23 protein-coding genes are annotated in these 25,914 nt (G+C 72.4%); 10 read left to right on the top strand and 13 right to left on the bottom strand.

The features are described from left to right. Window positions 1-237 precede the first annotated feature (237 nt). A complete protein-coding gene (locus tag LNK82_RS04610) occupies window positions 238-1,905 on the top strand; it encodes a vWA domain-containing protein (protein WP_230565660.1) in 1,668 nt (555 codons plus the stop codon). A gap of 62 nt (window positions 1,906-1,967) precedes the next feature. Here LNK82_RS04610 and LNK82_RS04605 read toward each other — a convergent pair whose 3' ends face one another. Next, window positions 1,968-2,570 (bottom strand): TetR/AcrR family transcriptional regulator, encoded by a 603-nt coding sequence (locus LNK82_RS04605; RefSeq protein WP_230565659.1) that lies wholly within the window; start codon window positions 2,568-2,570, stop codon window positions 1,968-1,970. Between the two features lie 77 nt (window positions 2,571-2,647). On the opposite strand from LNK82_RS04605, the gene LNK82_RS04600 reads away from it, so the two are divergent. Both LNK82_RS04600 and LNK82_RS04595 read left to right on the top strand, forming a co-directional pair. After that, entirely contained in the window at window positions 2,648-4,729 is a 2,082-nt protein-coding gene (locus LNK82_RS04600; RefSeq protein ID WP_230565658.1) for an MMPL family transporter, read from the top strand. 12 nt (window positions 4,730-4,741) lie between these two features. Next, a complete protein-coding gene (locus LNK82_RS04595) occupies window positions 4,742-5,833 on the top strand; it encodes a hypothetical protein (protein WP_230565657.1) in 1,092 nt (363 codons plus the stop codon). On the opposite strand, the gene LNK82_RS04590 is transcribed toward LNK82_RS04595, so the two are convergent. Then, complete coding sequence (locus tag LNK82_RS04590; protein ID WP_230565656.1) at window positions 5,781-7,376, bottom strand: alpha/beta hydrolase; 1,596 nt, start codon at window positions 7,374-7,376, stop codon at window positions 5,781-5,783. The two genes, LNK82_RS04595 and LNK82_RS04590, sit on opposite strands and share 53 nt — an antisense overlap. A 111-nt stretch (window positions 7,377-7,487) precedes the next feature. On the opposite strand from LNK82_RS04590, the gene LNK82_RS04585 reads away from it, so the two are divergent. Further along, window positions 7,488-8,552 (top strand): DUF4037 domain-containing protein, encoded by a 1,065-nt coding sequence (locus LNK82_RS04585; RefSeq protein ID WP_230565655.1) that lies wholly within the window; start codon window positions 7,488-7,490, stop codon window positions 8,550-8,552. Window positions 8,553-8,621: 69 nt separating this feature from the next. Here the strand turns inward: LNK82_RS04585 and egtD are convergent, their stop codons facing one another. From egtD to LNK82_RS04555, 6 genes are all read right to left on the bottom strand, one after another. Further along, entirely contained in the window at window positions 8,622-9,596 is a 975-nt protein-coding gene (egtD, locus tag LNK82_RS04580) for an L-histidine N(alpha)-methyltransferase (protein ID WP_230565654.1), read from the bottom strand. Then, window positions 9,593-10,342: an ergothioneine biosynthesis protein EgtC gene (egtC, locus tag LNK82_RS04575; protein ID WP_230565653.1), complete on the bottom strand. Its 750-nt coding sequence runs from the start codon at window positions 10,340-10,342 to the stop codon at window positions 9,593-9,595. Before egtC ends, egtD begins: the two co-directional genes overlap by 4 nt. Window positions 10,343-10,344: 2 nt before the next feature. Continuing rightward, window positions 10,345-11,658: an ergothioneine biosynthesis protein EgtB gene (gene egtB / locus LNK82_RS04570; protein ID WP_230565652.1), complete on the bottom strand. Its 1,314-nt coding sequence runs from the start codon at window positions 11,656-11,658 to the stop codon at window positions 10,345-10,347. Next, window positions 11,655-12,764, bottom strand: a complete 1,110-nt coding sequence (locus LNK82_RS04565) for a glutamate-cysteine ligase family protein (protein ID WP_372470400.1) — start codon at window positions 12,762-12,764, stop codon at window positions 11,655-11,657. Before LNK82_RS04565 ends, egtB begins: the two co-directional genes overlap by 4 nt. Window positions 12,765-13,136: 372 nt before the next feature. After that, window positions 13,137-15,200, bottom strand: coding sequence for a PQQ-dependent sugar dehydrogenase (locus tag LNK82_RS04560; RefSeq protein ID WP_230565650.1), 2,064 nt, complete (start codon window positions 15,198-15,200; stop codon window positions 13,137-13,139). A 10-nt stretch (window positions 15,201-15,210) separates the two neighbouring features. Next, complete coding sequence (locus tag LNK82_RS04555; RefSeq protein ID WP_230565649.1) at window positions 15,211-15,762, bottom strand: Scr1 family TA system antitoxin-like transcriptional regulator; 552 nt, start codon at window positions 15,760-15,762, stop codon at window positions 15,211-15,213. A 126-nt stretch (window positions 15,763-15,888) separates the two neighbouring features. On the opposite strand from LNK82_RS04555, the gene LNK82_RS04550 reads away from it, so the two are divergent. From LNK82_RS04550 to LNK82_RS04540, 3 genes are read left to right on the top strand one after another with little or no spacing between them, the layout of a single operon-like run. After that, window positions 15,889-16,482: a TetR/AcrR family transcriptional regulator gene (locus LNK82_RS04550; RefSeq protein WP_230565648.1), complete on the top strand. Its 594-nt coding sequence runs from the start codon at window positions 15,889-15,891 to the stop codon at window positions 16,480-16,482. Further along, window positions 16,482-17,636 (top strand): MFS transporter, encoded by a 1,155-nt coding sequence (locus tag LNK82_RS04545; RefSeq protein WP_230565647.1) that lies wholly within the window; start codon window positions 16,482-16,484, stop codon window positions 17,634-17,636. The genes LNK82_RS04550 and LNK82_RS04545 overlap by 1 nt, the downstream gene beginning before the upstream one ends. A gap of 10 nt (window positions 17,637-17,646) precedes the next feature. Continuing rightward, complete coding sequence (locus LNK82_RS04540; RefSeq protein WP_230565646.1) at window positions 17,647-18,117, top strand: acyl-CoA thioesterase; 471 nt, start codon at window positions 17,647-17,649, stop codon at window positions 18,115-18,117. Here LNK82_RS04540 and LNK82_RS04535 read toward each other — a convergent pair. Next, window positions 18,089-19,144 (bottom strand): TetR/AcrR family transcriptional regulator, encoded by a 1,056-nt coding sequence (locus tag LNK82_RS04535; protein WP_230565645.1) that lies wholly within the window; start codon window positions 19,142-19,144, stop codon window positions 18,089-18,091. The genes LNK82_RS04540 and LNK82_RS04535 overlap by 29 nt on opposite strands. A 58-nt stretch (window positions 19,145-19,202) precedes the next feature. On the opposite strand from LNK82_RS04535, the gene LNK82_RS04530 reads away from it, so the two are divergent. After that, window positions 19,203-20,414: a cytochrome P450 family protein gene (locus tag LNK82_RS04530; RefSeq protein WP_230565644.1), complete on the top strand. Its 1,212-nt coding sequence runs from the start codon at window positions 19,203-19,205 to the stop codon at window positions 20,412-20,414. A gap of 17 nt (window positions 20,415-20,431) precedes the next feature. On the opposite strand, the gene LNK82_RS04525 is transcribed toward LNK82_RS04530, so the two are convergent. Beyond that, window positions 20,432-20,923 carry a hypothetical protein gene (locus LNK82_RS04525; RefSeq protein ID WP_230565643.1) on the bottom strand — a complete coding sequence of 164 codons (492 nt, stop codon included), beginning with the start codon at window positions 20,921-20,923 and terminating at the stop codon, window positions 20,432-20,434. After that, the gene (locus LNK82_RS04520) at window positions 20,920-21,405 is read right to left on the bottom strand and encodes a nucleoside/nucleotide kinase family protein (RefSeq protein WP_230565642.1); all 486 of its coding nucleotides are present in this window, start codon (window positions 21,403-21,405) and stop codon (window positions 20,920-20,922) included. Before LNK82_RS04520 ends, LNK82_RS04525 begins: the two co-directional genes overlap by 4 nt. A 160-nt stretch (window positions 21,406-21,565) precedes the next feature. On the opposite strand from LNK82_RS04520, the gene LNK82_RS04515 reads away from it, so the two are divergent. Beyond that, a complete protein-coding gene (locus LNK82_RS04515) occupies window positions 21,566-22,864 on the top strand; it encodes a cytochrome P450 (RefSeq protein WP_230565641.1) in 1,299 nt (432 codons plus the stop codon). An 82-nt stretch (window positions 22,865-22,946) separates the two neighbouring features. Here the strand turns inward: LNK82_RS04515 and LNK82_RS04510 are convergent, their stop codons facing one another. Next, complete coding sequence (locus LNK82_RS04510; RefSeq protein WP_230565640.1) at window positions 22,947-23,351, bottom strand: winged helix-turn-helix transcriptional regulator; 405 nt, start codon at window positions 23,349-23,351, stop codon at window positions 22,947-22,949. Window positions 23,352-23,449: 98 nt separating this feature from the next. On the opposite strand from LNK82_RS04510, the gene LNK82_RS04505 reads away from it, so the two are divergent. Continuing rightward, window positions 23,450-24,286 carry an NAD(P)H-binding protein gene (locus tag LNK82_RS04505; protein WP_230565639.1) on the top strand — a complete coding sequence of 279 codons (837 nt, stop codon included), beginning with the start codon at window positions 23,450-23,452 and terminating at the stop codon, window positions 24,284-24,286. Between the two features lie 62 nt (window positions 24,287-24,348). On the opposite strand, the gene LNK82_RS04500 is transcribed toward LNK82_RS04505, so the two are convergent. Then, window positions 24,349-25,824: a peptide MFS transporter gene (locus tag LNK82_RS04500; RefSeq protein ID WP_230565638.1), complete on the bottom strand. Its 1,476-nt coding sequence runs from the start codon at window positions 25,822-25,824 to the stop codon at window positions 24,349-24,351. Window positions 25,825-25,914: the final 90 nt, after the last annotated feature.

Here is a 25,914-nt window from a genome sequence, read left to right as displayed (position 1 = left end):
TGAACCGATTGCTCTTCGCCAAAATCTGCGTTTAACCTCTTCCATGCCGACGCTTCCGAGTCGCACGGCAGTGTCATTCGGTCGGATCTTCACTGGTCCGCACCTGTTCGGGGACTGACTTACCCGGCTTCAACGGAATGCGCGAACGTGACTTCAGAGGGGATTTCACGTCTCGTCGGCGCGCACGAGGAGGTGCGAATCAGAATGCACATCACCACTCGAAGACGGGCTTGCGGCGTGACCGCGATCCTGTTGGCCGCACTCGCGGCCCCACTCGCCACGACCACCGGCGCGGTAGCCGCGGGAGGCACCGTCACCGGCACCAAGGCACTGGGTGCGACGGACATCGCCTGCGGCGGTTCGGTCCCGGTCACCGTGACGCTCGACGCCGAGACCGGCATCGCGGGCAACCCGGTCGACATCGAACTGGTCCTCGACCGGTCCGGCAGCATGCAGGGCGCGATCGGCGACCTGAAGGCCGCCGCCAAGTCGTTCGTGGACATCATCGACGAGGCCACCGACGGCTCGCTGGACGGCGTGGTCGCCAACGGCAGCCGCATCGGCGTGGTCAGCTTCGCCGACGGCGCCTCCGTCGACACCCCGCTGTCGTCGGACGCGAACGCCGCCAAGTCCGCCATCGACGCGCTGGTCGCGTCCGGCGGCACGAACCACTCGGCGGCCATCACCACCGGGCAGGCGCAGCTCGCCGGCTCGGCGCCCACGAACGAGAAGATCATGGTCATCATGACCGACGGCCAGACGACCGTGGGTCCCGACGCGAGCCCCGCGGCCGCGGCGGCGCGCAACGCCGGCACCGAGATCTTCGGCATCGGCCTCGGCTCCGTCGACTCGGCCGAGATCCGGGACTGGACCACGGATCCCGACGCCAACCACTACTACGAGGCGCCGACCCCGGCCCAGCTGCAGGAGGTCTTCGAGGCGATCGGCGCGGCCATCGTGGTGCCCGCGGCGACCGACGTGACCGTGGTCGACACGGTGGCGCCGCAGTTCTCGATCAGCGGCGCGGCGGTGTCCAAGGGCGCGGTCGCCCAGAACGGCAACGAGCTCACCTGGACCATCGCCGAGCTCGGCACCGAGACGGTGACGCTGACGTTCACCGCGACGCACCTCCCGGCCACCGGTGGCGGCGCGCTCGCGGTCAACCCGACCGTCGCCTACACCGACGCCGAGGGCCACGTCGTGACGTTCGGCAATCCGACGGTGAACGTGCGCGGGTGCGCCGCGGCCATCGACGTGGAGCCCGAGCACGAGGTCAACGAGCTGGGCACGCCCGGCCAGACGCACACCGTGACCGCGACCGTCACCGACGACTTCGGTGACCCGGTGGCGAACGTCCCGGTCGACTTCACGATCCTCGGCGGCCCGAACGCGGGCGGTGCGGGCAACGGCAACACCTCCGCCGCGGGCGCGGTCGACTTCACCTACCCGGCCGCGCAAGGCCTCGCGGGCCTCGGCCAGGACTCGATCCGCGGCTGCTTCACCCACGCCGCGGGCCACCAGGTGTGCGACGACGTGCTGAAGGACTGGGTCGACACCACTCCCCCGGTCGTGACGTGCCAGCCGACCAACAACCCCGGCGGCGGCAACGAGCCGCCCGCCGACAACGAGGACGGGTTCTTCGTCCTGACCGCGACCGACGCGGTCGACCCGAACCCGCAGCTGTACGTCTCCGACTCCGCCAGCTCCGCGGTCTTCGGCGGTTTCCCGAGCGGCACCAAGATCAAGCTGGTGCAGGCCCCGGGCGCGACGCCGAACCAGAAGCCCGGCGTCGGTGACATCGACTGGCGCATCACGCTCAAGGGCGACGCGCTCGTCTACGGCGTGGACGCCTCGGGCAACCAGTCGGCTCCCGTGAGCTGCCTGGTCCCGCCGCCGCCGAAGTAGCGGTTCCCGCGAGACCGTGAGGGGCGTCCACACCCGGGGCGCCCCTCACGCCCGCGCCGGGATCACCCCACGATCGGCCCGAGGTAGCCCCGCAGCACCTTCTTCAGCTCCTCCACCAACACCGGGCGCTCGCCCTCGTCGGCCGAGACGATCATCGGGATCAGCCCGCCGAACAGCCGCATCGTCACCTGCGCGGTGCGGGCGCGGTCGGCGGCGGCCAGGTCCGGTCGGCGCGCGGCCAGCACCGCGTCGATCCGCCCGAACACCGCCGCGTGCACGGCCCTGGTCGGCGCGGCCAGCCGCTCGGGCAGGTCGGACCGGCCGAACAGGGCCTTGAACCCGGGGTTGGCCACGTTCACCGCCACCATCGGGCCCGCCATCCGGTCGATCAGCTCGTCCAGCGGCAGGTGCGCGTGCTCGGGCGTCAACGCGCCGTGCGCCGACCGCAGCTGCTCCAGGTACCGGTCGGCCAACGCCTGCGCGATGGCCTCCTTGTTGCCGTAGAACTGGTACAGCGTGCCCGGCGACACGCCCGCCCGCGCGGCGATGGCGTTGGTCGTCGCGGCCTCGTAGCCGACCTCCGCGAAGACGGCCGCCGCCGCGTCCTGCAGTTCGGCCATCCGCCGCTCGCCCCGCGCCTGCCGGCGCACCACCTTCGGCTCCACGGGCACCACCTTCTCACCCGTTGACAAACACGAGCAATCACTCGTACTTTTACAACACGAGCACTCGCTCGCATTTTATGCGACACCTGGTCGAGGAGAACCCCGTGCACCTGCTGGGGCGTTTCGCCGTGCGCCGGCGACGCTTGGTCCTGATCGTCGCCGCGCTCGTCGCGGTGGCCGCCGCCGTCGTGGGCAGCGGCGCGTTGTCGGCGCTGTCGCTGTCCCGCTTCGAGGCGCCCGGCACGGAGTCGCTGCGCGCGGCCGAGGTGCTGGCCGAGGAGTTCGGCACCGGCAACCCCAACCTGACCCTGCTCGTCACGGCACGCGGCGGCGACGTGGACGACCCGCGGACCGCCGAACGGGCCCGTGCGCTGGCCGCCGAGCTCGGGCCGGACGTGCGGCAGGTCGAGTCCTACTGGGACCGCCGCAGCCCCGCCCTGCGGTCCGAGGACGGCGGCCAGGCGTTGATCCTGGCCCGGGTGCCGGGCAGCGCCACCGAGGCACGGGCGGCCATCGCCGGGCTCTCCGAGCGGTTCACCCGCGCCGACGACGTGATCGAGGTGGGCGTCGGCGGGCAGGACGAGGTGTTCCGCCAGGTCGGCGCCCAGGCCGCGCGGGACTTCCTGCGCGCCGAGATGATCGTCGTGCCGGTGGTGCTGCTCCTGCTGGTGCTGCTGTACCGGCGGGTGTCGCTGGCGTTGACCACGCTCGGCATCGGGCTGTTCGCCATGGTGGGCACGCTCGCCGCGTTGCGCGGCCTCACGCGCTTCACCGAGGTGTCGACGTTCGCGGCGAACATCACGCTGGTCATGGGCCTGGCCTTGGGGGTGGACTACTGCCTGTTCGTCATCGCCCGCTACCGCGAGGAGCTCGCGGGCGGCGCGACCGTGCCGGCAGCCGTCGAACGGGCGGTCGCGACGGCCGGCCGCACGGTCCTGTTCAGCGGCCTCACGGTGGCCGCGTCGCTGGCCATGCTGGTGCTGTTCCCCTTCCCGTTCCTGCGTTCCTTCGCCTACGCGGGCGTGCTGGTGGTCGGCCTGTCCGTGCTCGGCGCGCTCACCATCCTGCCCGCGGCCCTGGCGTGCCTGAAGCCGCACCCGGCCGCGGAACGCGCCACCGGTTTCTGGGCGCGGACGGCGAACGCGGTGATGAACCGCCCGCTGCTGGTCGGCGGCGCGGTGCTGGCGTTGCTGCTCCTGCTCGCCGCGCCGGTGCTGGGCCTGCGGTTCGGCCTGCCCGACGACCGGATCCTGCCGCCGGACGCGTCCAGCCGGGTGGTGCAGGAGGAGATCCGGGCCGGCTTCGGCCAGGAGCAGACCGACGCCATCCGCGTGATCGCCAAGGACGTCCGAGGAGACGACGACTACGCGGCGCGACTCGGCGACGTGCCGGGCATCGTGCAGGTCGACGTCACGACCAACGGCTACGGCACCACGTGGTCGGCGATCCCGTCCCAGGAAGCGCTCTCCGGTGACGTGCCGGAACTGGTGGAGCGGGTGCGCGCGCTGGAGCCGGACTACCTCGTCGGCGGCTACCCGGCCGAGCTCGCCGACTTCCGCGACGCCCTCACCGACCGGGTGCCGCTGGTGGTGGGCCTGATCCTGGCGGTCACGTTCGTCCTGCTGTTCCTGATGACGGGCAGCGTCCTGCTGCCGGTCAAGGCGACCGCGCTGAACCTGCTCAGCCTGGCCGTGATGTTCGGCGTGGTGGTGTGGGGCTTCCAGGAGGGCAACCTGGCGCCGCTACTGGGCTTCACGCCCACCGGCGCGGTCGAGCCGAGCATCCCGATCCTGATGTTCTGCATCGCGTACGGCCTGTCCATGGACTACGAGGTGTTCATGGTGTCCCGGATCGCCGAGGAGCACGCCCGCACCGGTGACGACCGGGCCGCCGTCACCGCCGGGATCCAGCGCAGCGCGCCGTTGATCACGGCCGCCGCCGCGATCCTGGCCCTGTCGTTCGCCGCGTACACCACGGGCAGGGTGATGTACCTGCAGATGCTGGGCGCGGGGCTGGCGGTGGCGATCGTCGTCGACGCGACCTTCGTGCGCGCCGTGCTGGTGCCCGCGCTGATGCGGTTGGCGGGACGTGCCAACTGGTGGGCTCCGGCGTGGCTGCGCAAGGTGCACGTCCGGTTCGGCCTCTCGGAGGGCCGTTAGGGTTGCGCCCTTATGGGGGCCGTGGACACCGTGTGGTGGAAGACCTTGTGGGCGTTGCCGGTGGTGGTCGGGCTCGCCCTCCCGCTGTGGGAGGGCGGCCCGCCGCTCGACGTGACGTTCCCGCTGGTGATCGCCGGCTTGCTGCTGAAGGCGCGCGAGGCGCACGCCGAGCGGCCCGGCGCCTGGTTCCCGTTGCTGGTGACCGGGTCGACCGCGTTCGCGCTGACGTCGGCAGGCGGGTTCGCCGACGGGTGGTGGCTCTCGGTCGGGTCGACCGCGTTCGACCTGTGGCAGTTCCTGTTCGGCCTGGTGGTCGCCATCGGCCTCGGGGTCTGGGCGTGGCGTGCGCGCAGCCACGTCGTCGCGGTCACGGCGCTGGGGTACCTGGCCGCCGGCTGGCACTTCCGGCAGGAGCCGGTCGAGGAGTTCGGCTGGTTCGCCTACACGCCGCTCACGGCGCTCACCCCGGTCGTGCCCACGTTCGACTTCCCGCCGCACCCGGAACTGGTGGTCCTGGCGGGTGCGGTGCTCGCGCACACCACGGTCGACCGGGTGAGGCCGTGGCACGTGGTGGCGATCATCGGGCTGCTCGGCTCGTTGTGGCACTACAGCGCACTCGCGCTGGTGGTCGCGGCGGTGGTGGTCGCGGCCTACGACCTGAGCACCCGCCGTCCCGGCGCGTGGTACCCGTTGCTGCTGGTCGGCATCGGCTTGGTGGTGTGGCAGGTCGTGGACCGGGTGGTCCTGGCGCGGGAACTCCCCGCGGTGCTCGCGAACGCGCCCGGCGGCCGGAACGACACCGGCGGGGTCGAAGGGGTGGCCGTCGCCGTGGCGGTCGGCCCGTGGACCGACTACGACGAGCTGTTCCTGGCCTTCGTCGTCGCGGTCGGCCTGGCGGTGTGGTCGTGGCGGCGCAAGAGCCCGATCGTGCTGCTCACCGCCGCCGTCTACCTGGGCCTGACCTGGCTGCGCAGCACGCCCGTGGAGACGGAGCTGGTGGTCCTGGCGGGTGCGGCCGTCGCCTTCGCGACGACGGCCGCACTCGGTGCCACTAGAACGGCTGGGCGTTCGGCTGGAACACCTGGCCGTCCGCCGGGGCCTTGAGGTTCACCAGGTAGTCGGTCACCAAGGTGTCGACGCCGGCGCTGTCGCCGAGGATGCAGTGCCCGAACGCGTCCACGCTGAGCAGCCGCGCGTTGCCGAGCTGGCGGTCCATGCGCTTGCTGAACTCGTACTGCGTGGCCGGGTCGTAGTAGTTGCCCACCACGACGACCGGGTTCGGCGTGCGCTTGTTCCACGGCCCGTCCCAGCGGTCCGGGCGGGGCACCGGCCAGGACGCGCACGTGAGCAGGTCGGACGCGGCCTGCAAGCGGCCGAACGTCGGCGACTCCCGCTCCCACTTCGCGGCCACCGCCGGGAACAGCTGCGGCACCCGGAGGAACGGCTTGTCCGTGCAGTTCACGCCGTAGTACGAGTCGTCGGCCAGGTACTCGGTGTCACCCGTGAGCCCGGCGCGGACGTCCGCCAGACCGCGCTTGTTCGCCAACGGCGGCAGCAGGTCGGCCTGCTGCTGCGCGGAGAACGTGGCGGAGCCCGGGTGCAGCACCGCGTAGATGCTCTGCAACCACGCGGCCAGCGCCTTGAAGCGGGTCGGCGCGTACAGGTCGCCGGCGACCCGGCCGATGTAGCCCTCGTAGGTCACGACCTGGTTGGTGGGCAGGGTGATGGACTGCGTGCGCAGGTGGTCGCGCACCTCGTCGAACTTGGCCCGCGGGTCACCGTCGCTGTAGGCGCACTTGTCGCCCTCGGCGTCGCAGCGCTTCAGGAACGCGTCCAGCGCGAGCTCGAAGCCCTTGGCGCGCTGCCGGTCGTACTCCGCGCCGTTGGACGTGCGCAGCGCCGGGTCGACGTTGCCGTCCAGCACGAGGGCGCGCGACTTCGACGGGAAGATGTTGGCGTAGGTCGCGCCGAGCAGCGTGCCGTAGGAGAAGCCGACGAACGTGAGCTGCCGGTCGCCGACGCCCTGCCGCAGCAGGTCGAGGTCACGTGCGACGGCCTCGGTGGACATGTGGTCCAGCAACGGGCCCGCGTTGCGCGCGCACGCGTCGGTGTAGTCCTTGGTCGCGTCCATGGTGTTGCGGATCTCGGTGCGCGTGACCGGGACACCGGACATGCGGCCGAAGACCTCGTTGGCCTCTTCGAGGGTCTTGAAGCAGCGCAACGGCGAGCTGCGGCCGACGCCGCGGGGGTCGAACCCGATCAGGTCGAACCGCTTCATGACCTCCGGCTGGAAGAACGAGCTGCCGTAGGCCGAGTAGATCAGGCCGGCGCCGCCCGGGCCGCCGGGGTTGATGAACAGCGAGCCGACCTTGTTCGCCTGGTCGTCGGCCGGGCGCTTCATCAGCGCGACGGTGATCTTGGCGCCGTTGGGCTTGCGGTGGTCCAGCGGCACGGGGTGGTTGGCGCAGCTGACCTTGTCGCGCTGCGCGGCCGGGATCTCGCCCAGGACGTCCTGGGCGCAGGCAGCCCACTGGACGGGGGTGGCGCCCAGCGCTTCCTGTGCGGCGGCGGTGCCGGTTCCCACGAGGCCGGACACGGCCGTGCCCGCGGCCAGCGCGAGAACCAGCGCTCTGTTACGGAGTTGCATGCGGTAGCGCTCCCTCGGTTCACTCGACGTCGCCCCTCAGTGACATCGCGACGTCACCGCGCGAGGCTTTCACTCGATCGTGTCTGGCAACACCCGCAGAACGGAGGATTCGTGGCTGACGGACGGTTCATGCCGGGCCTGGTGCTGGCCGAGCGGTTCTACCGGGAAGCGGTCGAACCGCTGGTCAGGAAGCACTTCGGCGAGGTGCCGCACAGCGCGGCCCGGCTCGGCGCCGGTTCGGAGGTGCTCGGCTTCGACACCGAGCGGTCCGCCGACCACGAGTGGGGGCCGCGCCTGCAGCTGTTCCTCGACCCGGACGACACGCGGGCCGACGACATCGGGGCGGCGTTGGCCGAGCACCTGCCCAAGGTGTTCCTCGGGTTCCCCACGCACTTCGTCGGCACGGAGGACGAGGGTGTCGGGCGGATGGCCCTGACGGACGGGCCGGTGCGCCACCGGGTGGACGTCACCGACGCGGCCACGTGGTTCGACCGGCGGTTGGGGTTCGACCCGCGCGGCGGCGTGACCGTGCGGGACTGGTTGGGCGCGCCGACGCAGCGGTTGGCGGAGACGACGGCCGGCGCGGTGTTCCACGACGGGCTCGGCGTGCTGACGCCCGCGCGCGAGGCCCTGCGGTGGTACCCGGACGACGTGTGGCGGCACGTGCTGGCGTGCCAGTGGGCGCGCATCGCGGAAGGGGAGGCGTTCGTCGGGCGGTGCGGAGAGGTCGGGGACGAGCTCGGGTCGGCCGTCGTCGCGGCCAGGCTGACCCGTGACCTGATGCGGTTGCGCCTGCTGCTGGACCGCCGCTACCCGCCGTACGACAAGTGGCTCGGCAGCGCGTTCGCCCGGTACGCCGACCTCGTGCCCGTGCTGCGGGCCGCCGTGGCGGCGACCGACTGGCGCGCGCGGGAGGACCACCTCGCCGTGGCGTACGAGCGGATCGCCGAGCGGTGCAACGACCTCGGCCTGGCCGACCCGGTCGACCCGACCACCCGCCCGTACCACGACCGCCCGTTCCGGGTGCTGCGCGCCGACCGCTTCACGACCGCCCTGCGTGCCGCGATCACCGACCCGGAGGTGGCCTGCCTGCCGCTGCTCGGCGCGGTCGACCAGTGCGCCGACAGCACCGCCGTGCTCGAACACCCCGCCCGCAGCCGGAAGCTGGTGGACTAGCCGGGGACTCCCGTCCGACGACGCGGTGGTCCCGCACCCGGGACCGGGCACGGGACCGCCGCGCGTCGGCTAGCCGACGGCGCGGGCCAGGCTCAGGGCGAAGCGCCCCTGCGGGTCGGTCCACCAGCGTTCGAGGGCGAAGCCCGCGGCCTCCAGCTCACGGGCCACGCCCTCGCGGCGGAACTTCGCGGACACCTCGGTGCGCAGTTCCTCGCCCTCGGCGAACTCCACGTCCAGGGACAGCCCGGCGACGTGGGACTTGACCGGGCGCAGGGCCCGCAGGCGCATCTCGATCCACTCCTCCTCGGCGTTCCACAGGGCCACGTGCTCGAAGTCCGCCGGGTCGAAATCGGCGTCCAACGTCCGGTTGATCACCCGCAGCACGTTGCGGTTGAACTCCGCCGTCACGCCCTGGGCGTCGTCGTACGCGCGCACCAGCACGTCCGGGTCCTTCACCAGGTCCGTGCCGAGCAGCAGCCACTCCCCCGCGTCCAGCACCTCGCGCACCGAAGCGAAGAACTTGTCCCGCTCCTCCGGGATCAGGTTGCCGATCGTCCCGCCCAGGAACGCCACCACCCGCGGCGGCGCGCCGGGCAGCAGGCCGAGGTGCTCGGTGAAGTCGCCGACCACGCCGTGCACCCGCAGCCCGGGGTACGCGGCCATGATCGCCCGGGCCGCGTCCGTCAACGCCGACGGCGACACGTCCAACGGCACGAACTCCTGCAGCGTGCCGTGCGAGCGCAGCGCGCTGAGCAGCAGCCGGGTCTTCTCCGACGAGCCGGAACCCAGCTCCACCAACGAGTGCGCGCCGGTGAGCGACGCGATCTCCGCCGCCCGCGCCACCAGGATCTCCCGCTCCGCGCGGGTCGGGTAGTACTCGGGCAGCCGGGTGATCTCCTCGAACAGGTCACTGCCCACCGCGTCGTAGAACCACTTCGGCGAGACCCACTTCGGCCGCGCGGTCAGCCCTGCCCGCGCCTCGGCGCGCAGCGCGATCGCCGCGTCCTCGGGGGTCAGGTGCACGTCCAGCACAGGCTCGGTCATCCTCGTCCAATCCGTTGAACGTCCACAGTAGACACATCAGCCGTGACGACGTGCCCGTCGGGCACCTCCCGCCAGCGCGGGTCGTCGTCCAACGGCTCGGAGGCCAACGTCACCGCGCCGTCGCCGGAGCGCACCCACAACGAGTGGGTCCACGTCGTGCCGACGAGCGCGGTGCCGTTGGTGAGCAACAGGTTCAGCCGCGAGCCGGGCGCGGCGGCGGCGACTTCGGACACGACCGAAGCCAGCGCGGCACCCGGCGCGGCACCCGAAGCGAGCCGCGACCGCACCAACGCCCACAGCAGAGCGGCGTCGGTCGGCGCGTCCAACGTCAGCAACGAGGCCACCGGCAGCGTCTTGGCCAGGTCCACCACGGACTCCGGCCAGTCGGCGACCCGCCCGTTGTGGCTGAACAGCCACTGCCCGTCGGTGAACGGCGCGCACGCGGTGTCCGCCACCGGCATGCCGACCGTCGCCGAGCGCACCGCGGCCAGCACCGCGCCGGACATCGTCACCCGGCTCAGCGCCAGCAGGTTCTCGTCCGACCAGATCGTGCCCGCCCGGCGGTAGCGCACCGCCGGGCCGCCCGGCGCGGGGTACCACCCCACGCCGTAACCGTCCACGTTGACCGTGCCGCCGCCGCGCATGTCCCGCGGCGCGTACGACTGCCGCACCAACGAGTGCGGCGGGTCGTGCACCAGCGCGGCGACGGGCACGGCGGGGCCCAGATAACCCAGATGGCGGCACACGGTCAGGTCAGTTCGTCCCGCGAAGCGTCCCGCGCGCAGCGGAAGCCGGCGAAGATCTGCCGTCGGATCGGGTAGTCCCAGTTCCGGAACGTCGAGCGCACCGCGGCCTGGTCGCTGCCGAACGACCCGCCGCGCAGCACCTTGTAGTCCGGACCGAAGAACACCTGCGAGTACTCCGCGTACGGGAACACCTCGAACCCGGCGTAGCCGTGGAAGTCGGAGCTGGTCCACTCCCACACGTCACCGATGAGCTGGTGCACGCCCAACGCCGACGCGCCCGCCGGGTACGCCCCGACCGGAGCGGGCGTCAGGTGCCGCTGGTTCAGGTTCGCGTGCGCCTCCGTCGGGTCCTCGTCGCCCCACGGGTAGCGGCGGGACCGGCCGGTCGCCGGGTCGAAGCGGGCCGCCTTCTCCCACTCCACCTCGGTGGGCAGCCGCTTGCCCGCCCACTTCGCGTACGCCTCCGCCTCGTGGTAGCAGACGTGCACGACCGGCTGGTCGGGCTCGATCGGCTCGGTGCGGCCGAACGCGGTGCGGTACCACTGGTCGCCGACCCGTTCCCAGAACCGCGGCGCGACCAGCGACGCCTTCCGCACGTGCGCCCAGCCGGCCTCGCTCCACCACCTCGGGTCGCGGTAGCCGCCGTCGGCGATGAACGCCGCGTACGCGCCGTTCGTCACCGGCGTGGTGTCGATGAAGAACGGCTCGGTGACCACCTGGTGCGCGGGCCGCTCGTTGTCCAGCGCCCACGCCTCGGTGGACGTGCCCATGGTGAACGGCCCGCCGGGCACCAGCACCTCGGCCGGGCCCACCGGGCCGCCGCGCGGCGGCGGCGGCGCGTCCAGCACCGGGTCGCCGACGCGCAGCTGGTGCGTGGCCAGCATGGTCTCGTCGTGCTGCTGCTCGTGCTGCACGATCATGCCGAACGCGAACCCGCCGTCGAGGAGCCGATGGCCTTCCAGCGGCGTGCGCTCGAGCACGTCGAACACCTTGTCGCGGACCTCGCCGACGTACTTGCGGGCTTCGGCGGGCCCGAGCAGCGGCAGTTCCGGCCGGGCCGACCGGGCGTGCTTGAACGCGTCGTACAGCTCGTCGATGTCCGCCCGGACCGGCTCACGGCCGCCCACGTCGCGGACCAGCCACAGCTCTTCCTGGTTGCCGATGTGCGCGAGGTCCCACACCAGCGGTGACATCAGCTTGGAGTGCTGGCGGACGAGGTCGTGGTCGTCCACCGCGTCGGTGAGCAGCCTGCTGCGGTCGCGTGCCCTGGTGAGCTGGGCGGCGACCCGGTCGCGAAGGTCCTCGGTGCTGGTCATGAACGGCCCCCTCCGGTCTTCTCAGCGAGCGTGCGGTGCAGTTCTTCGGCGATCGCGTCGGTCTGGCCGACCGACAGGTCGGTGTCGGACAGCGCGGCGCAGCCCAGGTCGACCACGTCGCGCGCCGCGCGGGCGAGCACCGGGTCGGCCAGGCCGTACCGCGCGGCGGCGAGCCAGCGGTTCGCGGCGCCCTCGGTCGCCGCGAGCACCCCGTCCACGGATTGCGACGTGCTGAACAACGCCGCCATCAGCACGACCGGCGGCAACCACTGGCCGTCCGGCGGCGTGTCCAGGTAGCGGACCTCCAGGTACCCGCGCGGGCGCACCGGCGGGAACTGGAGGGTGAGGTGGTAGTCGAGGTCGTCGGCCGTCGGCGGGCCGTCGAGGGCGCCCGCGATCCAGTCGGCGAACGTCAACGGGTGCGGCGGCAGCCAGTTCGGCCCCGGTCTGCGCACGGCGATGACCGGGCTGTCGAGCACGCGCTTCGCCCACGCGTCGGCCGGTTTCGCGCACACCGCCGCGGGACGGGTCCGCACCGGGTCGGTGGCGTAGAGCGTGCGCATCCTCGCGCTGGCCCAGTCCGTCCGCCGGCCGTTCACACCAGGCGAGTTGGCGAACAGCGCGGTGAGGACGGGTCCGAGCGCGTGCACCGCGGCCCAGCGCCGCGGCAGGTCGGCGGCCAGCCCGGCGTCCAGGCAGACCTGGAGGCCCGCGGTGCTGCACATCATGGTGATGCCCTCGGGCCCGAGGGGGGCGAAGGCGTGTTCCATGGCCGCGTAGCGCGGGACCTGGAGCATCCGGCGCGGCGGGCGGAACGGGTCGGCGCCGTGCTGACCGAGCCGGAGACCGGCGGGTTCGAGCAGGCTGTGGAGGTGGTCGATGTCCGCGGCGACGGTCTTGAGCAGATCCGTCAGCGAATCGCGCGGCGGTGTGGAGATCTCGACCTGGCCACCCGGTTCCACGGTCAGCGGGGTGCCGGAGGGCAGTGGCCGCTGGGGGCTGTCGGGGACGAGGGTCGGTGGCGCGTGCCGGCCGAGCGCGGCCGCGAGGGTCTTCGCGTCGAGCGGTCGGCTGGGATCTTCGACGTGGTGAACGGTCCATTCCAACTCGACTCCGAGCAATCTCGGAGGTCCGTGCTTGAAGCAGACCGAGGCGACGTAGGCCTCGGCCTCCGCTCGATCCCGGAACACCGCCGGGGTGGGCCCCGGAGCCGGTGCGTTACGGACAGCAGTCACTGGTTGCACTCCCCGTGATCAAATCTCGTCCGTTCGACGCTACACGCAGGCACCGACACTCGCAGCTGTGGAAACCCTTGCGGATCAACGACATGCCGGGTGGCGGAGGCGGGGATGACGGCCGGTCGGGTGGCGGGTGACCGCGTTCAGGAGGCCTCCCGCCTGCTCCGAGTGGGCGAGTCCCGGTGTCCGAGCGGACAATCCGGGCACGGCGTGAACAACTCGTGGCATCCGGGTGACCGATCAGGAACCCTGGTAGTCGACGTCGACGTGCAGCACGCGGTCGTTGCCGGGATCCCAGTCCCGGTCCCACGACGTGGTCAGCCAGAGGTCGCCCTCCCGGTCGACCTCGACCGTCCGCAACCGCCCGTACTCGCCCTGGAAGTAGACCTGCTCGTCGACCGGCTCGGAGCCCTCGATGCGCAGCCGGTACACCCGCTGGCCGACCGTGGTGCCGATGAACAGGTGGTCGTTGATGATCGCGAGCCCGCTCGGCCCCGCCGCCGACGTCGGCCACGTCCGCTTCGGCGGGATGCTGCCCTCGCAGTACCCCTGCGTGCCCTCGCAGCCCGGCCAGCCGTAGTTGCCGCCGCGCTGGATCAGGTTGAGCTCGTCGAGCGTGTTGTTGCCGAACTCCGTCGCCCACAGCCTGCCCTGCGAGTCGAAGTCGAGGCCCTGCACGTTGCGGTGCCCGTAGCTCCAGATCGCTTTGCCCGGGAACGGGTTGTCCGCCGGGATCGAGCCGTCCGGGTTGATGCGCAGGATCTTGCCCGCGTCGGTGTCGAGGTTCTGCCCGTAGCTGCCGTTCTGCGCGTCGCCGGTGGAGACGAACAGGTACCTGCCGTCCGGGCTGAACCGCAGCCGGCCGCCGTTGTGGTAGCGGTTCTTCGGGATGCCGTCCAGGATCGTGGTCCAGCCGGTGAGGGTCTCGCCGATGAGCCTGGCGCGCACGACCTGGTTGCCTTCCTCGGCCGTGTGGTAGACGAACACGTGCCCGTCGGTGGCGAACGTGGGCGACAGCTCGATGCCCAGCACGCCGCCCTCGCCGTCGGTGCTCTGCGCGCCCGGCACCCGGCCGACGTCGGTGCGCTTGCCGTCCGGCGTGAGGCGGTAGAGCCGGAACCGCTCCCGCTCGGACACCAGCGCCGTGCCGTCGGGCAGGAACGCCAGGCCCCACGGCACGTCGGTGCCCTCCCGCACCGTGGTCACCGCGCCGGGCCTCGGCTCGCCCGGCGGCGTCGTCCCGCCGGGCGCGACGACCACCTCGTCGCTGAACGCCGAGAGGTTGCCCGCCGCGTCACGCGCCCGCACCGCGAACCGGTAGCCGGTGCCGGAGGTCAGGCCGGTGACCGTGGTGGACGGGTGGTCCGTCGTGGCCACCTGGGTGCCGTCGCGGTGCACCACGTACCCGGTGACGCCGACGTTGTCGGTGGACGCCTCCCACGCCAACGACACGCTGGTCGAGGACTTGCCGGTGGCGCGCAGGTCGCCCGGCGCCGTGGGCGCCTCGTTGTCCGGCGGCGGGGCGTCGGTGCGCACGACGACGTTGTTGCTGGCCTGCGAGACGTTGGGCGTGGCGTCGCGGGCGAAGACCGTCCAGTCGTAGGCGGTGTCGGGGCGCAGACCCGTGACGGTGGCCGACAGGGTCGTGCCGGACACGCTCGTCATGAGCTGACCGTGCTGGTAGACGTCGTAGCCGACCACGCCGACGTCGTCGGAGGCCGCGTCCCACGCGAGCGACACGGTGGTCTCGGACCTGCCCGTGGCGCGCAGGTCCCGCGGCGGGGTCGGCGCCTCGACGTCGGCGTCGTCCACGGTGAGGCGGTCGGCGTTCGGGCCGCCGTCCGCGGTGGTGGCGGTGGCGCGGACCCGGTTCACGCCCGCCGACAACCGCACGGACGCGGTGACCTCGCGCCACGTGGTCCACGAGCCCGTGCCGGGGAAGGAGACCGCGCCCGCGCGCTTCCCGTTGACGGTCAGCGCGAGCGGGAGGTCGTCCTCGGTCCCGTTGGCGTAGCGGAAGACCAGCGCGTGCGCGCCCGACCGGGCGGCGGTCACGGCGTACTCGACGTAGCCGCCGAAGCTGTCGTCGTAGTCGACGTACCCGGTCCCGGTGAACCCGGCGTGCTCGGACTCCACCGCGCCGCGCGAGATCGTGGCGGACTCGGACTGGTGGTCGGTGAGCCCGTGCGCGGCACCGGAGGCGGTCAGCAGGGACAGCGCCGTCGCGGCGACCACGGCGGCGAACGGGAGCCGTCGTCGGGGCGCGCGCGGCGTCGGTCGCGAGCGCAGAGAGTGCGATCCCATGGCCGTCCCCTCACCTGCTCCGGTAGCGCGCGGCCTGGCGGCGGAACTCGGTCCGCGAGGACGGCACGTCCAAGGCGATCCGGTCCAGCACGTCCGCCGGTCGCCGCCCCTCCGGCAGCGCGAACGACGACCGCAGCACGCCGACGTGGCCCGCCGTGAACGGCACCAGGCGGACCGGCGCGTCGGTCCGGCTCGCCAGCGCGTCCAGCTGGTCGGCCATCACCGCTTCGTCTCCGACGCGGACGTGCAGCGCGGCCTCGTGCACGAAGAACCGCGCGGCCGCGTGCGGCAACCGGTCGACGCCGATGCCGGCGGGGTCGTCGCCGAACGCCAGGGCGTAGGCGGGCGTGCGCAGCGGCTCCGGGACGCACAACGCCTCGAAGACCACGACGGCGCACCCGGCCGGACCGTCGGCCACGTCACCGGGTCGCCGGCCGACGAGCCTGATCAGATCGATCAAGTCGGGGCCGTGCCGACTGCGGTCCACCGTGGACGGTCGGTTCGACCAGCCCAATCCCGACACCAGCCTCAGCGGCGGACGAATGTCCTCACCTGCGGTCACGGTGCGCCACCGTAGTGACGGTGACCTGGGGTTTCGAGTCGAGACGTCGAAGTACACCCCAAAGTGGACAGGGCAAGCCGTACGTACTGATTGGATTTCGTCAGGCGGCCCTGGCAACATCGACAGGTGCCCAGGGTGAGCCAGGACCACCTCGATGCCCGTCGCCGTCAGATCCTCGACGGCGCTCGTGCGTGTTTCGCGCGTTTCGGCTACGAAGGCGCGACCGTGCGCCGCCTGGAAGAGGCTACCGGCCTGTCCAGGGGCGCGATCTTCCACCACTTCCGGGACAAGGAGTCGCTGTTCCTCGCCCTCGCCGAGGACGACGCGCTGCGCATGGCCGAGGTCGTCGCCGAGCAGGGGCTCGTGCAGGTGATGCGCGACCTGCTGTACCCGCCGGACCCCAACGACGTCGAGCACCCGGCGGACTGGCTCGGCACGCGGCTGGAGGTGTCGCGGCGGCTGCGCACCGACCAGGAGTTCCGGGCCAGGTGGGCGGAGCGCTCGCGGCAGCTGACCGACGCGACCCGGCAGCGGCTGGAGCGCCAGCGCGAGGCCGGGAACCTGCGCGACGACGTGGACGTGGACGTGCTGACGTCGTTCCTGGAGCTGGTGCTGGAAGGCCTGGTGTCGCACCTGGCCATGGGCCTGCCCGCCGACGACCTCGAACCCGTGCTCGACCTGGTGGAGGAGAGCGTCCGACGGCACCGCCGCAAGGCGTGATGGGCCGGTACCTCTGGGCCGCGGGCCTCGCCCGGCTGGCCGACGAGATGGTGGCCGTGGCCGTGGTGCTGCTCGCCCTCTCGCGCAGCGGGTCGACCGTGCTGTCCGGTGCGGTGATCGCCGCGTACACCGTGCCCTCGATCCTGTCCGGGCCGCTGCTGGGCGCGTGGCTCGACCGTACCGGTCGGCCGGTGGCGGCGTTGGCGGCCAACCAGTTCGCGCTCGGCGCGATGGCGGTGGCCATGGTGTTCGCGCCGGCGCCCTGGCTCGTGGCGGCGGCGTTCGTCGCGGGCATCACGCTGCCGATGACCAGCGGCGGGTTCACCAGCCTGGTCCCGCGCCTGGCCGGCGACCTGAACCGGGCCACGTCGCAGGACGCGTTGCTGTTCAACGGGGCGGCGGTCGCCGGACCGGGGCTGGCGGGCGTGCTGAGCACGGCCGCGTCGCCCGCCGTCGCGGTGGCCGTGGTCGCCGCGCTGGCGCTGGCGGGCGGGCTGTGCACGCTGACGTTGCGCGTGCCGCCGCACCCGCCCGGCGAGCACCCGTCGCTGCGTGCGGCGATCAAGCGGGGTCTGCGGCACCTGGTCACCACGCCGCCGTTGCGTGGCGCGACGGTCGCCTCCGTGGTCGGCTACGGGTCGGTGGGCATGCTCGCCACGGCGCTGCCGCTGCACGTCGCCGGGCTCGGCGTGGACGGCGACCAGGCCGGGGTGGTGTGGGCGGTGTTCGAGGTCGGCGCCATCGGCTGCATCCTGGCGGTCCGCCGGTGGCTGCCGCGGTGGCGTCCGGAGCGGGTCGTGTTCACGACGGTCGCGCTGTACGGCGTGACGCTGGCGTTGTGGCCGATCGCCCAGCACTTCCCGGTGCTGCTGGTTCTGGCGCTGGTCAGCGGTCTGGCGCAGGGGCCCGTCCTGACCGCGACGATCACCGCGCGGCAGCGGTACACGCCGGGTCCGCTGCTCGGCCAGGTGTCGACCACGGGCGCGAGCCTGAAGATCGGGGCGTACGCGGTGGGCGCGGCGGGCGGCGGCGCGCTGCTCATCGCGTGGTCGTCGACGTCGGTGATCTTGCTGGTCGCGGCGGGCCAACTGGTCGGGGCATCACTCGGAGCAGTCACCGCTAGGCCGACGCGCACCGTCCAGGTGACCCCATAGGATCGCCGACATGGCTGACGCCCGACCTGCCCACGTGCACCGGGTGCGGGTGCGCCCGGTCGACTGCGACCGCCAGGGGATCGTGCACGCGTCGCGCTACGCGGTCTTCTTCGAGGCCGCCATGGTGGAGACGCTGCGCTCCCTGCTGGGCTCCTACAAGGAGTTGGAGAAGCACGGCGTCGACTTCGTGATGGCCGAGACGTCCATCCGGTACCTCCACCCGGCCAGGTTCGACGACCTGCTGCGCATCGCGGTCCGGGTGCGGACGCTGGGCACCACCACGTTGACCATGGGGTTCGACGCGGACGTCGACGGCACGCCGGTGGCCACCGGCTGGAACCGGTACGTCTCCTTCGGCACGCCGGAACTGCGCAGCACCCCGATCCCGGCCGACTTCCGCAAGGTCCTGGAACGCCGTCCGGCCGCCGCCCGACCCGCCACCAGGCCCGTGACTAGGTCCGCACCCGTGCCCCGGAGCTGACCGCGTGACCCGCGCCTGAGCCCTCGGCCCGCGCCACCACCCGGCCGCCCTCGACGCGGATCGCGGTCTCGGTCTCGTCGCTCACCGACGGCACGCCCGCCGCGCCCGCCAGCGCGCCGGTCTCGTCGCACACCACCCGCAGCCGCGGCCACGCCCCGACCGGGAACGCCTGCCGCAGGCCGACGCACAAGCGCGCCAGCACCAGCCGGGCCAACGGCGCCAACTCCCCCGGAGTGCCGGTCACCATCGCGAGGGTCACGCGACCACCGGTGGTCCGCACCGCCTCCTCCACCGCGGCCAGCCGGTTGAGCCCCAGCACGACCACCACGCCGTTCTCATCGGGCGTCACCTCCTCGCCGCGCACGAGGTCGACCACGACGGGCGGAGCCCACGGCCGGTCCTCCGGGAGCACCACCGCGCCGGGAGGCGCCGCCCACCAGTCGTTCAGCTCCAGGTCCGCGAGCTGTTCGCACGCGCTGATCACGTCGAACGGCTCCAGGAAGCCGGGCGCGGCGGCGGCGAGGCCGCTCGCGCCGTGCAGGGTGGCGAGCACGATCTCGGCGAGCCGGACCACCCGGGCGGGCGGCGAGCCGGGCGGCGGCACGACCGGGTCGAGCGCTTCCAGGGCGAGGCTGAGCAGCACCGCGTCCAGCTTCATCAACTGCGTGAACGGCCGGCGCGTCACCTCCTCGGCGGCGACCTCGGGCAGGAAATCGCGCGCCAGCGCGTCGTGGCTGAGCGAGGTGACCCACGCGCGGGCCAGAGCCCCGAGCGCGGCCCTCCGGTCCGCTCCGCGTTGCGGGTTCGACGGCGGCGTCGCACGTTCCGCCAGGTCGGCCAGCACCGCGAAGTAGAGGGCGCGCTTGCCGGGGAAGTTCGAGTACACCGCGCCCCGGGTCAGCTCGGCGCGCTGCGCGATCATGTCGACCTTGGCGTCCCGGAAACCGCGTTCGACGAACTCCGCGCGGGCCGCGTCCAGCACCCGCGCCCGGTTGCGCTCCTGCGCCTCCGCCCTGCTCAGCCGCACCGCCACGCTCCCCGTTTGCCAGCCGTCGAGCGGTCAAGATACCGTGACCATTCAGATGATGAGAACATCTGATCTGAACATCCGGAGGCCAGAGTTGACCGTGCCCGAGATCGACCCCGCCAACCCCGAGGTGCTGCTGGACCCGTTCACCGCGTACGGGGAGGCCCGCGAACGCTGCCCGGTGGCGCGGATGCCCCTGCCCGGCATGGGCGACATGTGGATCCTCACCCGCCACGAGGACGCCAAGGCGATGCTCGCCGACCCGCGCTTCGAGCTGAGCCCGAACAGCTTCATGGGCCTGCCGGGCATCCCGGAGCACTGCAAGCCCTACCTGCGCACGATGTCCGAGCTGAACGGCCCCGAGCACCTGCGGCTGCGCAAGCTGGCCGCGCCCGCGTTCACGGCGCGTCGGGCGGAGGAGTTCCGGCCGCGGGTCGAGGCGATCGTGGCCGCGCTGCTCGACGCCCTGCCGGACGGCGACACGGTGGACCTGATGGAGCACTTCGCCCGGCCGCTGCCGATGGACGTCATCTGCGAGCTGGTCGGCATCCCCGCCGGGAACCGAGCGCGGTGGCGCGAGTACGGCGCGGCCGTGGTGAGCGGCTACGGGCCCGGGTTCCTCGCCGCGATCCCGGGGATCGTCGAGGGGGCGCTGGAGGCCGTCGAGCTGCGCCGGACGTCACCGGGTGACGACCTGATCTCCCAGCTGCTGCGGGTGCGGGACGAGCACGGCGACCGCTTCACCGACGCGGAGCTGGTCACCCTGGTGTGGCAGCTGGTGATCGCCGGCCAGACGCCGAGCAACCTCATCGTCAACGGCCTCGAAGCCCTGCTCGCCCACCCCGACCAGCTCGCCGCGCTGCGGGCGGACCCCGGCCTGATGCCGCGCGCGGTGGAGGAGCTGACGCGGTGGGTCGGCCCGCAGCTGCTCACCGTGCCCCGGTTCACCAAGGAGGAGGTGGCCTTCGGCGACGTGGTGATCGACAAGGGTCAGCCCGTGATGACGGCGATCGTGTCGGCCAACCGCGACCCGCGCGTCTACACCGCGCCGGACGAACTGGACGTCACGCGCGTGCCGCCGGTCGGGCACCTCGGATACTCGCACGGCGCGCACTTCTGCCTCGGGGCCGCGTTCGCCCGCGTGCAGACGCAGGTGGCGCTGTCGGCCGTGCTGCGACGGTTCCCGGACCTGGCGTTGGCCGAGACGCCGCAGCGGACGCCGGACGGCGGCACGTGGCGGCTGGCGTCGTTGGTGGTCCGGAAGGGTTAGGCGGCGAGGCGGGCCAGTCAGGCGGCGAGCTCGGGGAAGAACCGGTCGAGGATCTCCTCCGCGATCTCGTCGACCTGCCGGCCGTCGGTGTAGACCACGAGGTCGGCGACCGGCGCGACGGCGGGTACGGCCAGGCGGCGCAGTTCCTCCTCGGGCACGCCCCGGAGGTCGTCGCCCGGGATCGGCGGCCCCATGCCCGCGCCACGCAGGAGCAGGCGTGCCACGAGCTGGTCGTGGCTCGCCGCCAGCAGGCACAGCTTCGCGTCCGGCACGCGGTTCTCGGCGTCACCCGTGATGACCAGGTGCCGCGCGCCCTCGTCCTGGTAGGTGCGCCGGACCGCGTCGAGCCGCCGCGCCTTGCCGGCAGCGTCGAGCGGCGGTGTGGTGAAGGTGATCTGGGCCAGGTCGACGTAGCCCGCTTTGGCGCGCGCGAAGATCCGGCTGTAGACCGCCCAACCCACCGTCGACTTGCCGACCGCGCGCGGTCCGGCGATCCACAGGACGGTCACGCGGTCCACCTCTTCCGGATCTCCGCCGCGATCGAGGAGGGCGCGCGGCCGTCGGTGTCCACGGTGAAGTCGGCGAAGTCGGGGGCCCGCTCCAGCGCGTCGGCGCCGTCGAGGACCTCCTCGACCGCGTCGGTGAGCCAGCCACGGCCGAGGAAGCGGGCGCGCAGCTCGGCGCGGCCCACCCGCAACCGGCACAGCGCGATGTCCGCGCCCGGCAGGCGTTCGGTGTACCGGCGGGCGTCCTCGGGGGTGTCGAGGAAGCCGGAGACGACGAGCGGGGAGCCCTTGAACTCCGGCCACAGCGCGCCGAGCGCGGTCGACTTGACCCGGTGGTTCTCGGGGTCGTCGGCGGTCGACGGGTAGCAGAGGCCGAGTTGGTCGGCGTCCACGTACGAGGCGCGGTCGAGGGACCGGTAGACCAGCCAGCCGACGGTCGACTTGCCGACGCCGGAAGGACCGAGGAGCCAGAGGACGGTGGTCATCGCGCGGGAGCGTAGTGCGGGCGGGTCGGTGGCGGCGATCGGTTTTCCGCCGGGTGACAACGGTTTCGGTCGGGCCCGGTCGGGTTCTCTCGGGTGCGCGCGGTTCGGGGTTCGCCGCGCCCGGCTTGAACCTTTCTCGCGTTCAGGCCACCGTGGTGGCATGCCGTCCACGGTGAAGAACGCGACGCTGCTGTTCCTGGGGCGCACCATCGTCCGGGCCCAAGCCCTCCTCGGCGATCCCGCCGCCCGACTGCTCGGGGAGAACCCGACCAGCGACCCCTACCCGGTGTACGAGTCGGTGCGCCGCCAGGGCGTGCTGGTGAAGACGAAGATGGGGCTGTACCTCACCGCCTCGCACGAGTTGTCCTCGAAGTTGCTGCGCGATCCCGGGTTCGGGCCGCTGTCCGCGGGCGCGCTGTCGCCGGTGGACTCGTCGCTCCAGCCCGACGGACGGCGGCTGGTGAACCCGGTCGAGGAGTCGTTCCTGGTGCTCAACCCACCCGACCACACGCGGTTGCGGCGGCTGGTCGCGCCCTGGTTCACGCCGCGCGGCCTGCGCGCGCAGGCGGCGACCGTGGAGCGGGTGGTCGACGAGTACCTGGACGAGGTGGCGGACCGGGGGACGTTCGACCTCGTCGGGGACTTCGCGGCCAGGGTGCCGATCCAGGTGATCGCCGACCTGCTCGGCGTGCCGGGCGCGGACCACGCGACGTTCGCCCGGTGGGGCAGCGCGTTGGTCAACGCGCTCGACGGCGTGCGGGACCTGCGCGGGCTGAAGGCGCTGCAGGAGGCGTTGCGGGAGTTCGAGGCGTTCCTGGACGACCTGATCGCGCACCGGCGGCGGCACCCGGGCGGCGACGACATCGTGTCCGCGCTGGTGGCGCACGACGACCTGACCCGCGAAGACCTGATCGCCACGACGGAACTGCTGCTGGTGGCCGGGTTCGAGACCACGGTCAACCTGATCGGCAACTCGGTGCTGGAGGTGTTGGGGCACCCCGAGGTCCGCGAGCGGTTGCTCGCCGACCCCGGCTACGCCGACGCCGTCGTGGAGGAGACGCTGCGCCACGACCCGCCGGTGCAGTACACGGTGCGGGTTCCGTTCGAGACGACCGAGGTCGCCGGTACGCGGCTGCCCAAGGGAACGCCGATCATGCTGATGCTGGCGGCGGCGAACCGCGACCCGGCGGTGTTCGCCGACCCGCACCGGTTCGACCCCGGTCGCGCGGACGTGCGGGAGCACCTGGCGTTCTCGTCCGGGATCCACTACTGCCTCGGCGCGGGACTGGCCCGGATGGAGGGCGCGGCGGCCCTGCGCGGCCTGTTCCGCCGGTTCCCGGACCTGAAAGCGGCGGGTCGCGTGCACCGCCGTCCATCGCGCGTCATCCGGGGTGCGGCGAGGCTTCCGGTCACCACGGGCGCGAAAAAACACCACCCGATCGTGGAAACCATCAGCTGAGCCTCAGGAATGTGGTGCATGCTGTACTCGCGCGTCGACCCGCCGCACCGCCGCCGCGGCGGGTCGTTGCGTCCTTTCCGCACTATTGCGGATTTCTGCGGCCACCCACGTGTTCTTTGGCGTCGTGGTCCTGCCGCGCCCGCTCGACTTTCTCCAGGTTCACCGCGGACCACTCGGCCAGGTGTGCGAACAACGGCGCCAGGCTCCGCCCGAGCTCGCTGATCTCGTACTCCACGCGGGGCGGCACCTCGGCGTGGTAGGTGCGCTCGACGAGCCCGTCGCGCTCCAGTTGCCGCAGCCGCTGCGTGAGCACCTTGGGCGTGATCGTGGTGATGCGGCGCGACAGCTCCACGAACCGCTGCCGCCCGAACTCGTTCAGGGCCCACAGGATCGGGGTCGTCCAGCGGCTGAACACGATGTCCACCACCGGCGCGATCGGACAGGCCTGCTCCGGGTCGACCGCCGCCCGGGTTGTGCCACTGGTCACAACAAGCCCCTTCCGCCAATACTTTCCTCTAGGTACCTACTATATCCAGGACAGTAACTTCCCTCGGGCAAGCAGAACCCGGCCTATGGGGAGTGATCATGATCGTGGTGACCGGTGCGACCGGGAACGTCGGGCGGACGCTGGTGCGGGCGCTGGTCGAGGCGGGTGAGCGGGTGACCGCCGTGTCACGCGGGGTCTCGGCACGGGACATGCCCGAGGGCGTGCGCCACGTGCGGGCGGACCTGATGCGGCCGGCCGGCCTGGAGCCCGCGTTCGACGGTGCGGAGTCGTTGTTCCTGCTGACATCGGGAGACTGGCTGTCGGCGGGTGGCGACGGGACCGTGGTGGCCGATGCGCTCGACCGCGCGCGGGCCGGTGGCGTCCGGCGGGTGGTGCTGCTGTCCTCGCAGGGAGTCGAGACGCTGCGCCACTCCCCCGACCTGGAGGACGCCGTCAAGCGGTCGGGGCTGGAGTGGACCGTGCTGCGGCCCGGCGCGTTCGACTCGAACGCCTTCGCCTGGGCCGCGACGATCCGCGAGCAGCGGGTGGCCGCGGCGCCGTTCGCGGACGTCGCGCTGCCGGCCGTCGATCCGGACGACATCGCCGCGGTCGCGGCCGTGACGTTGCGGGAGGCGGGTCACGGCGGCAGCACGTACGTGTTGACCGGGCCGGAGCCCGTCACGCCGCGGCAGCAGGTCGCGGCGATCGGGGACGCGCTGGGCGAGCCGGTGCGGTTCGTCGAGCAGACCCGGGAGGAGGCGCGGGCGCAGATGCTGCGGTTCATGCCCGAGCGGGTCGCGGACGCCACCCTCGGCGTCCTCGGCACGCCGTCCGCCGACGAGCAGCGGGTGCGCCCGGACGTCGAACGGGTCCTCGGCCGCCCCGCCGGATCCTTCGCGGACTGGGCCGCGCGCAACGCCGCGGCGTTCAAGTAGCGGGGTCCGGATGACCGTCCGGTGAGGGGCGTGCGCCGCGCCCCTCACCGAACGGGGTCAGGTCAGTCCACGCCCCGCATCAACCGGTGGATGGACTTCGTCGCGACGACCAGCGCCACACCGAGGCCGATCGCCACCGCGCCGAGCACGCCGAAGTACGCCACGGCGTTCTCGTCGCTGTAGAACCGCACCACGATCGCGCCCACGCCCGAGCCCGCCGCCGTGGCCAGGAACCACAGGCCCATGGTCTGCGAGGCGAACGCGCGCGGCGCGAGCTTCGTCGTCACCGACAGGCCCACCGGCGACAGCAGCAACTCGCCGCACGTCATGACCAGGTACATCAGCACCAGCCACAGGAAGCTCACCCGCACCGACGGGTCACCCTGGCTCGCGATCATCATCAGGAGGAACGACAGGCCGACCAGCAGCAACGAGTAGGCGAACTTGCGCGGCGTCGAGGGCTGGCGCTTGGCCAGCTTCACCCACAGCAGCGCGAACAGCGGCGCCACCGCGATGATCATCACCGGGTTGATCGACTGGATGAACGACGGCGGGAACACCCACCCGAGGAACGAGTTGTCGACCCTGGTGTCGGCGAACGCGGCGATCACCGTCGCGCTCTGCTCGAACAGCAGCCAGAACATCGCCGCCGCGATGAACAGCGGGATGTAGGCGATCACCCGCGACCGCTCCACCGGCGTGGTGCGCGGGCTGCGGATCATCACGGTGAAGTAGCCGATCGGCAGCAGCACCGACAGCAGGCTGATCAGGTTGATCACGCCCTCCGCGCCGAGCACCCCGAGCACGACCAGCAGCGCCACCACGGCCACCGAGCCGAGGGCCACGCCCACGATCCGACCGATCACCCGGCCGCGCTCCTCGGCGGGCAGCGGGAACGGGGGCGCGGAGGCCGAGTCGCCGAGACCGCGTTGGCCGAGCCGGTAGACGACCAGGCCCAACGCCATGCCGACCGCCGCGGCGCCGAAGCCGAGGTGCCAGTCGTAGGTCTCGCCGAGGAACCCGCACACCAGCGGCGCGAGGAAGCCGCCGAGGTTGATGCCCATGTAGAAGATCGTGAAGCCGGAGTCGCGGCGCGGGTCCTGCCGGTCGTACAGGCCGCCGACCACCGTGGAGATGTTCGGCTTGAGCAGACCGGTGCCGAGCACGATCAGGATCAGACCGGTGTAGACGCCCGCCAGGCCGATCGGCAGCGCCAGCGCGATGTGCCCGAACATGATCAGCACGCCGCCGTAGAACACGGCGCGCTGCCCGCCGAGCACCCGGTCGGCCAGCCAACCGCCCGCGACGCCGGACATGTAGACCGACGCGCCGTAGATGGCGACCAACGACAACGCGAAGCTCTGGTCGAGCCCGAGGCCGCCTTCGGCGGTGGACCGGTACAGGTAGTAGGCGAGGATCGCCTTCATCCCGTAGTAGGAGAAGCGCTCCCACAGCTCGGTGAAGAACAGCGTCGACAGTCCTCGGGGATGACCGAAGAAGCCCCGCTGCGGGGTGGAGACGGCGCTCGTGGCGCTCACGTGTTCCTCCTGTGTCAACGATGTCACCGTCGGCAGACCGGGCCACATTACGCCGTACGGGTGTACGGGATGAAATCCCGATACGCCCGA

Origin of the sequence: Saccharothrix luteola (assembly GCF_020859565.1) — a bacterium.
GTDB lineage: Bacteria > Actinomycetota > Actinomycetes > Mycobacteriales > Pseudonocardiaceae > Actinosynnema > Actinosynnema luteola.
The sequence above is the reverse complement of the archived record's forward strand: the minus strand, read 5'-3'. Positions and strand labels throughout refer to the sequence as shown.